Source organism: uncultured Mycobacterium sp., assembly GCF_964249325.1.
GTDB lineage: Bacteria > Actinomycetota > Actinomycetes > Mycobacteriales > Mycobacteriaceae > Mycobacterium.
Genome location: NZ_CAXUCH010000152.1, coordinates 1 through 7,829, shown reverse-complemented (window position 1 = coordinate 7,829; position 7,829 = coordinate 1). Strand labels below are relative to the sequence as shown.

Annotated in this window: 8 protein-coding genes and 1 pseudogene (1 of these 9 running past the window's edge); 6 read left to right on the top strand and 3 right to left on the bottom strand. The window is 66.8% G+C overall.

Translation table 11 applies throughout. The annotated features are described in order from the left end of the window. Both ACFE99_RS17285 and ACFE99_RS17280 read left to right on the top strand, forming a co-directional pair. Positions 1-223, top strand: a pseudogene (locus ACFE99_RS17285) (iron reductase); it begins 608 nt to the left of the window's first position. A 158-nt stretch (positions 224-381) separates the two neighbouring features. Beyond that, positions 382-807 (top strand): PaaI family thioesterase, encoded by a 426-nt coding sequence (locus tag ACFE99_RS17280; RefSeq protein WP_375487406.1) that lies wholly within the window; start codon positions 382-384, stop codon positions 805-807. Here ACFE99_RS17280 and ACFE99_RS17275 read toward each other — a convergent pair. The 3 genes from ACFE99_RS17275 to ACFE99_RS17265 form a co-directional block, all read right to left on the bottom strand. Then, positions 804-2,189, bottom strand: a complete 1,386-nt coding sequence (locus tag ACFE99_RS17275) for an NAD(P)/FAD-dependent oxidoreductase (protein WP_375487404.1) — start codon at positions 2,187-2,189, stop codon at positions 804-806. The two genes, ACFE99_RS17280 and ACFE99_RS17275, sit on opposite strands and share 4 nt — an antisense overlap. A gap of 115 nt (positions 2,190-2,304) precedes the next feature. After that, the gene (locus ACFE99_RS17270; RefSeq protein ID WP_375487402.1) at positions 2,305-3,222 is read right to left on the bottom strand and encodes an LLM class F420-dependent oxidoreductase; all 918 of its coding nucleotides are present in this window, start codon (positions 3,220-3,222) and stop codon (positions 2,305-2,307) included. 38 nt (positions 3,223-3,260) lie between these two features. Then, the gene (locus ACFE99_RS17265) at positions 3,261-3,938 is read right to left on the bottom strand and encodes an SDR family oxidoreductase (protein WP_375487416.1); all 678 of its coding nucleotides are present in this window, start codon (positions 3,936-3,938) and stop codon (positions 3,261-3,263) included. 165 nt (positions 3,939-4,103) lie between these two features. On the opposite strand from ACFE99_RS17265, the gene modA reads away from it, so the two are divergent. The 4 genes from modA to ACFE99_RS17245 all read left to right on the top strand — a co-directional run. Next, entirely contained in the window at positions 4,104-4,907 is an 804-nt protein-coding gene (gene modA, locus ACFE99_RS17260) for a molybdate ABC transporter substrate-binding protein (protein ID WP_375487399.1), read from the top strand. Between the two features lie 63 nt (positions 4,908-4,970). Further along, positions 4,971-5,714 (top strand): ABC transporter permease, encoded by a 744-nt coding sequence (locus tag ACFE99_RS17255; RefSeq protein WP_375487414.1) that lies wholly within the window; start codon positions 4,971-4,973, stop codon positions 5,712-5,714. Continuing rightward, positions 5,711-6,823: a sulfate/molybdate ABC transporter ATP-binding protein gene (locus ACFE99_RS17250; protein ID WP_375487397.1), complete on the top strand. Its 1,113-nt coding sequence runs from the start codon at positions 5,711-5,713 to the stop codon at positions 6,821-6,823. The genes ACFE99_RS17255 and ACFE99_RS17250 overlap by 4 nt, the downstream gene beginning before the upstream one ends. 130 nt (positions 6,824-6,953) lie before the next feature. Continuing rightward, positions 6,954-7,829: alanine and proline-rich secreted protein Apa (locus ACFE99_RS17245; RefSeq protein ID WP_375487395.1), on the top strand; the 876-nt coding region annotated here is incomplete at its 3' end.

The following is a 7,829-nucleotide window of genomic DNA, read 5'->3' as shown; positions in this document are numbered from 1 at the left end:
GGGCCCCCCTGGGCGGCGGGGGGCGGGGGGGGGGGCCCCCCCCCCCGCGACCCAGGTACCGCAACTGGCCGGCACCTGCGAGCTGACCGGCATGCGCCGCGGTCAAGCCCTGCTGGAGGCGCTGGTCGACTTCGGTTTGCCGGTGCGGGGCCCGCTGTTTCGACGCCGACGCGGCCAAACCCGGCCAAACCTTGCAACATTAGGGCAGCCTTGCCTATGCTGATCGTATCGAGCGACGCAGTGACCGTGGCGGTGTCCTGAGGGCTGCAGTGACCCCCGGTCAACTCGATCGGCGAGCCCCGTGCCGGGTGCACGGGGCTCGCCCGTGTCCCGCCCATCCGGGCGCCGGTATCGGTGATCCGATGGTGTAGACACAAGGGCGTGCAACCGCTGCCCGACCACGTGCTGCCGCCGGATTTCACCGCCCCGTTCGATACGGAAATCGGTCTGGTGTTCACCGAATTGAGCCCCGACGGCGCGCGGGCTCGGCTGGAAATCCAGCCGAAACTCCTGCAGCCGATGGGCATTGTGCACGGCGGGGTCTACTGCTCGATGATCGAAAGCATGGCCAGTGTCTCGGCGTGGACCTGGCTGAACGCGCACGGCGGCGGCTCGGTCGTGGGCGTTAACAACAACACCGATTTCCTACGCGCCATCAGCGCCGGGACGGTGTACGGCACGACTACGCCGGTGCACCGCGGCCGGCGTCAGCAACTCTGGCTGGTCACCATCACCGACGCCGACGAGCGGGCAGTCGCCCGCGGGCAGGTGCGGCTGCAGAACCTCGAACCTCAGCCGGACCGCTAGCTGGCCACTTTGGTTTCACCGCGGTGCGCCTCGGCGGCGAGCACCGCCAACTGTTCGAGGCGGGTGCGGGCGAACGCCTGCTGTTCCGTGATGGTGAGCTGCTCGCGTCGATTGCTCAGGAAGGTCACCGCCCACGACACCAGCGTGGTGACCTGGTTCTTGAAGCCGACCAAATACACCAGGTGCAGCACCAGCCAGGCGAGCCAGGCGATGAAGCCGCCGAACTCCAGTGGACCGATCTTGGCCACCGCGGAAAACCGCGATACCGATGCCATCGAACCCTTGTCGAAATACTGGAAAGGCTCACGCGCTGACGGATCGGCGCCGGCGAGCTCGGCTTTGATCGTGTTTGCGGCGTACTTGCCGCCCTGGATGGCACCTTGGGCCACGCCCGGCACACCGTCGACCGCGGCCATGTCGCCGACGACGAACACGTTCGGGTGGCCCGGGATGGTCAGGTCGGGTAGCACCTTCACCCGTCCGGCGCGGTCGATTTCAGCGCCCGACTGCTCGGCGAGTTCCCGGCCCAGTGGGCTGGCCGAAACGCCGGCCGACCACACTTTGCATGACGATTCGATGCGCCGGATCTTGCCGTCGGAGTCCTTAACGGTTATTCCGTTGCGGTCGACGTCGGTAACCATCGCGCCGAGCTGGATCTCGACGTCCATCTTCTCAAGCCGCGCGGCCGCTTTCTTGCCCAGCTTTTCACCCATCGGCGGCAGCACCGCTGGAGCAGCGTCGAGCAGGATCACCCGCGCCTTGGTGGGGTCGATGTGCCGAAACGCGCCTTTGAGGGTGTATTCCGCCAGCTCGGCGATCTGCCCGGCCATCTCCACCCCAGTCGGTCCGGCCCCGACCACAGTGAATGTCAGCAACTTCTTGCGTCGTTCAGGGTCATTTGACCTTTCGGCCGCCTCGAAGGCGCTCATAATTCGGCCGCGCAGCTCCAGCGCGTCGTCGATCGACTTCATGCCGGGAGCGAACTCGGCGAAGTGGTCGTTGCCGAAGTAAGACTGACCGGCGCCGGCCGCCACGATCAAGCTGTCATAGTGCGTTTTGTAGGTGTGGCCGAGCAGCTCAGAGACCACGTACTTGCCGGCCAGGTCGATGCCCGTGACGTCGCCCAGCAGCACTTGCACGTTGCGCTGCCGGCGCAGCACCACCCGCGTCGGCGGGGCGATCTCGCCTTCGGAGATGATCCCGGTCGCAACCTGGTACAGCAGCGGCTGAAACAAGTGATGGGTCGTGCGGGCGATCAGCTTGATGTCGACATCGGCCCTCTTGAGCTTCTTGGCCGCGTTGAGTCCGCCGAATCCGGATCCGATGATGACGACCTGGTGGCGACGACCGGGCGCAGCACTGGCTTCGGGTTGGGCACTCATACTTTTGGGTTGCTCCTGACGGCGACTGCGATTCATTAACACCGTAGTCGGCGTCATCGTCTGCTGGCCGGGTCGACGCCTGTGTGATCAGCCACATGAGGTGGCTGGCCGGCAGTTACGAACCGACGACGGGGCGCAACGCTTCGGCGGCTGCGGCGATGACACCGGGCCGGTAGAAGGGGATGTTGATGATCAGGCCGTCGAGTCCGGCGTCAATGGCCTTCGCCTTGACCTGCTCGGCGATCTGTGCGGGGCCGCCCGCCACCATCCGCTGGCTCATCTCGGCGGGGATGGCGTCGGCGGTGACGTTCTCGTCGAGCAGCACGGTCAGCAGCATGCTGGTTTCCAGTGTCGATCGGTCGCGGCCAACCTCGTTGCAGCGCTTCGCCAGCGCGTCAAGCTTGCCTGGCAGCTCGTCGAATCCGGCGATGACGTTGAGGTGGTCGGCGTAGCGGGCGGCGATCGAGAACGTCTTCTTTTCGCCGCTGCCACCGATCAGGATCGGAATGCGGTCGCGGTAGCGCGGCTCGGCCATCGCTGATTCGGTGCGGTACCACCGGCCGGAGAACGTCGGCCGTTCGCCCTTGATCATCGGGTCGATGATCTGCAGCGCTTCCTCGAGGCGGTTGAACCGATCGGTGAAAGTGCCGAACTCGAAACCGAGTTGACGATGTTCGAGTTCGAACCAGCCCGTGCCGATTCCCAGGATCGCCCGGCCGGCGCTCACCACGTCAAGCGTGGTGATGATTTTGGCGAGCAGCGTCGGGTTGCGGTAGGTGTTGCCAGTTACCAACGCGCCCAACTGAATGCGATTGGTCGCAGTCGCGAGGGCGCCCAGCGCGGTGTAGGCCTCCAGCATGGGCTGATCGGGCGAACCCAACGCAGGCAGTTGGTAAAAGTGGTCCATGACGAAAAGTGCGTCAAACCCGGCTGATTCGGCTTCCAGAGCCTGCGCGATAACAGTCGGGAAAAGTTCAGTGACGCCGGTGCCGTAGGAGAAGTTGGGGATCTGCAGTCCCAGTCTGATAGCCACACTTGTACCGTAGCGGGCAAGCGTGACGCGTGCGCGTGCTAGTCGAAATGCGCCAGGGCGCCGTGGCTGACGTGCAGCGTCTGGCCGGTGATGTGGCGGGCCGCGGGGGTAGTCAGAAATAACGCGAGCCGGGCGATTTCAGCGGCGACAGGTGGCGGCGTACGGGTCAGTCCCTCGTAGCCGGGCTGCGCGCCGCGCCCAGAGGCAACCGCATTGATCGTGATTCCGCGGGTGCCGAACACGCTGGCCTGGCCGGCGACCCAGTTCGACAGCGCAGCTTTGACCGCGGCGTCGGCGCTGCCCGGCTGCGGGTTGTCCGGTACCACCCCGATGATCGAGCCACCTGAGCGCAGGTGGTCTCCCACAGTTTGCACCGTCAGTACCGCAGACAGCACAGTGATGTCCCAGGCGTGGCGCCATGCGCCGGCCAGGTCAGACAGTGAGTAGGCGCGCGGATCGCCGGCGTCCCAGCGTGCTGCCGGCACATTGACGATGGTGTCCAGGTGATGCGGGAAGAGCCCGCGAACTTCGGCGAGGCTCGCCGGGTCGACGCTGTCGCACACGATGGCGTCCACGTCGAGCTCCTTGGCGGCGACTTCGAGGTCGTCGCGGCATGCACCGGCGAGCGTCACCGTGTGGCCGGCGTCGCGAAAGCTTTCGGCAACTGTGCGACCCAGCTCGGTGTCGCCTCCGGTGACCAGCACCTCCACTGCCATGACCTCCTCGTGTTCGACGCTGAACAGCGCCGGTGTGATGGCGTTTCGGTAAATGTTACTGGACAGTAGCCAGCGGTGAAACTCCGGCTCGCGCGGCGCTGGCACCGTTTGCATAACTATTTGACTCCGACGTCGCCCGGATCGCCGCCGGGTTAGGGTTCACCCATGCGTCGCATCTGGGTGTTGACCGGTTGGCTGGCAATACTCCTGGTGGGGGTCCTGACGGGATGCAGCTCGAAGTCCCCGTCGCAGTCAGCGTCCACGTCACCCACCACGCAATCGTCACCGCCGGCGCCAAAACCGCTGGTGGTATTCGCCGCCGCCTCGCTCAGACCAACCTTCGACACCATCGGTGAGCAGTTCAAGACCGATAATCCCGGTGCTAGCGTCGACGTCAACTACGCCGGATCTTCCGAGCTGGCCACGCAGTTGACCCAAGGTGCCACCGCCGACGTCTTCGCCTCAGCCGACACCGCGCAAATGGACAAAGTCGCCAAGGCCGGCCTGCTGGCCGGCAAGCCGGTCAATTTCGCTTCCAACACGCTGGTCATCGTCACCGCCCCCGGCAACCCGAAGCATGTCCAGTCCTTCGCCGACCTCAGCAAGGGCGGGCTGGCCGTGGTGGTCTGCCAGCGGCCGGTGCCCTGCGGTGCGGCGACTCACCGCATCGAGGGCAACACCGGCGTGCATATCAGCCCGGCCAGCGAGGAGCCCAGCGTGACCGATGTGCTCAACAAAGTCACCAGCGGCCAGGCCGACGCTGGGCTGGTCTACGTCACCGATGCAATCAACGCCGGCTCGAAAGTGGCGACGGTCAACTTCCCCGAAGCAGCGGCCGCGCGCAATGTCTATCCCATTGCGGTGCTGAGGAAATCGCCTCAGTCGCAGCTGGCTCAGAAGTTCGTCGACGCGGTGACCAGTGAGACAGGTCAGAAAACCCTGCAGCAGGCCGGCTTCGCCAAGCCCTGACGGTCAGAGTTGAGCGCAGCTGCCGGTCTGGCGCGCTGGGTCTATGTGCCCGCCGCGATAGGGATGGCGTTCGTGGTGCTGCCCCTGGTGGCGGTCGCGGCCAAGGTCGACTGGCCCCATTTCTTGGCGTTGGTCACCAGCTCTGCGTCGACGACAGCGCTGTTGTTGAGCATCAAGACTGCGGCCGCCAGCACTGCGCTGTGCATTCTGTTGGGCGTGCCGATGGCCCTGGTGTTGGCCCGCAGCACAGCGCTGCTGGTGCGGCTGCTACGGCCGCTGGTGTTGTTGCCGTTGGTGCTGCCACCGGTGGTCGGTGGCATCGCGCTGCTGTATGCGTTCGGCCGGCTCGGACTGCTCGGGCGCTACCTGGAGACGGCCGGTATCCATATTGCTTTCACCACCACCGCTGTGGTGTTGGCGCAAACGTTTGTGTCACTGCCGTTTCTGGTCATCGCGTTGGAGGGCGCGGCCCGCACCGCCGGTGCCGACTACGAGATGGTGGCGGCGACGTTAGGGGCGCGGCCCAGCGCGGTGTGGTGGCGGGTGACGCTGCCGCTGCTGGTGCCCGGTCTGATTTCTGGAGCGGTGCTCGCGTTCGCCCGGTCACTAGGGGAGTTCGGCGCGACATTGACGTTCGCCGGTTCGCGGCAAGGCGTCACCCGCACGCTGCCGCTGGAGATCTACCTGCAGCGGGTGACCGACGCCGACGCGGCGGTGGCATTGTCGCTTCTGCTGGTGGTGGTCGCGGCGCTGGTGGTGGTGGGTGTCGGCACCCGCAGGCTGACGGGAGCCAGCGCGGCGGCATGAGCGAGTTGCAGTTGCGCGCCGTGGTGGCCGCTCGCGGCCTGGATCTGCAGTTTTCCGTTTCGGCCGGCGAGGTGCTGGCCGTGCTGGGCCCTAACGGCGCGGGCAAGTCCACCGCGCTGCATGTCATCGCCGGGCTGGTCCGGCCCGACGTGGGGTTGGTGCGGCTGGGGGACCGAGTGCTGACCGACACCGCTGCCGGCGTCGACGTGGCAACACACGAGCGGCGAGTCGGGCTGCTGCTTCAGGATCCGTTGCTGTTCCCGCACATGAGCGTGGCCGCCAACGTGGCGTTCGGGCCGCGAAGCCGTCGCCGGCTGTTGTGGGACACGCAGGGCAAGGCGTCGGCGCTGCGCTGGCTGCGCGAAGTCGATGCCGAACAGTTGGCCGACCGCAAGCCGCGGCAACTCTCAGGAGGCCAAGCCCAGCGCGTCGCAATCGCGCGTGCGCTCGCCGCCGAACCCGAAGTGCTGCTTCTCGACGAGCCGCTCGCCCGGCTCGATGTCGCCGGGGCGGCCGCGGTTCGCGCGGTGCTGCGCAACGTGATCACTCGCAATGCGCGAAGCACTGTGCTGATAACCCATGACCTGCTGGACGTATACACGTTGGCCGATCGGGTGTTGGTACTCGAATCAGGGCGAGTGGCCGAAGTCGGCCCGGTCGCCGACGTGCTGACCGCGCCGCGCAGCCATTTCGGCGCCCGCATCGCCGGCGTAAACCTGGTGAACGGCACGTTCGGCCCCGACGGCGCGCTGCATGCGCGCTCAGGTGCGGTCTGGCACGGCACCGCAGGCGAGGATTTGACCAGTGGCCAACAGGCGGTTGCGGTATTCGCGCCGACAGCGGTGGCGGTGTATCCAGAAGCGCCCCATGGCAGCCCCCCAAATACGGTCGCTGTGACCGTGGCAGAGCTGGATTCGCGTGGCCCGGCGGTGCGCGTGCGCGGATCTGAGCAGTCCGACGGCGCGCCGGGGCTAGCCGCCGACATCACCGTCGACGCCGCCGCGGAACTATCGCTGACGCCGGGACAGCGCGTCTGGTTTTCGGTCAAGGCGCAGGAGGTGGCGCTGCACCCGACACGCCCGGCGCCTGGCCGCGATTCCGTTGGCTGACGAGGCCCGACCGGCTTACCCGAGACAGCATCGGCAGGGCGGCTTCACGCCTTGTCGCAATGCAACGCGAGATTACATTTCTCAGCCGAACGCACTTGCGTCACGGAGGTAACACGGTAGGTTTTTGGCCATGAAGCAGGGGGATGCCAACCAAACACGCCGCAAGGGCATCACGGCGACGCTGGCGATCGCTGCGATGACCGGTGCCGGCGCCATCACATTTACAATGCCCACAACAACCGCGGTCGCCGATCCGCCGCCAGCCCCGCCGCCCAACACCGCTGCGGCGCCGCCGCCGGCCGGCACGAACCCAGCACCAGACGCCGCGCCGGGGCCGGCTGGTCCCAACGCTGCACCTCCGGCCGCTGACCCGGTCGCAGGGCCGCCGGGAGTCGATCCCAACGCCCCACCGCCGGTGGCCGATCCGAATGCGCCCGAACCCGGCCGGGTCAACAACGCCGCGGGTGGATTCAGCTACGTCATTCCCGCCGGATGGGTGGAATCGGACGCCACCCACCTCGACTATGGGTCGGCACTGCTTAGCAAGGAGACAGGGCCACCGCCCGCGCCGGGCCAAGCGCCGCCGGTCGCCAACGACACCCGCATCGTGCTGGGCAGGTTGGAGCACAAGCGGTACGCCAGTGCCGAACCCGACAACACTAAGGCCGCGACCCGGCTCGGCTCGGACATGGGCGAGTTCTTCATGCCCTATCCCGGGACCCGCATCAACCAGGACAGCACCCCCCTCAGCGCCAACGGGATGCCAGGCAGCGCATCGTATTACGAGGTGAAGTTCTCCGACACGAGCAAACCGAACGGCCAGATCTGGACCGGTGTCATCGGTCCCGCCGCGTCGAACACACGCCAGGGTGCGCAGGGTGCCCAGAACCAGCGCTGTTTCGTGGTGTGGCTCGGGACCGCGAACGACCCGGTCGACAAGGCGGCCGCCAAGACGCTCGCCGAGTCGATCCGCGCCGGCGGCGCCGGCATCGGCGGGTTCTACGTC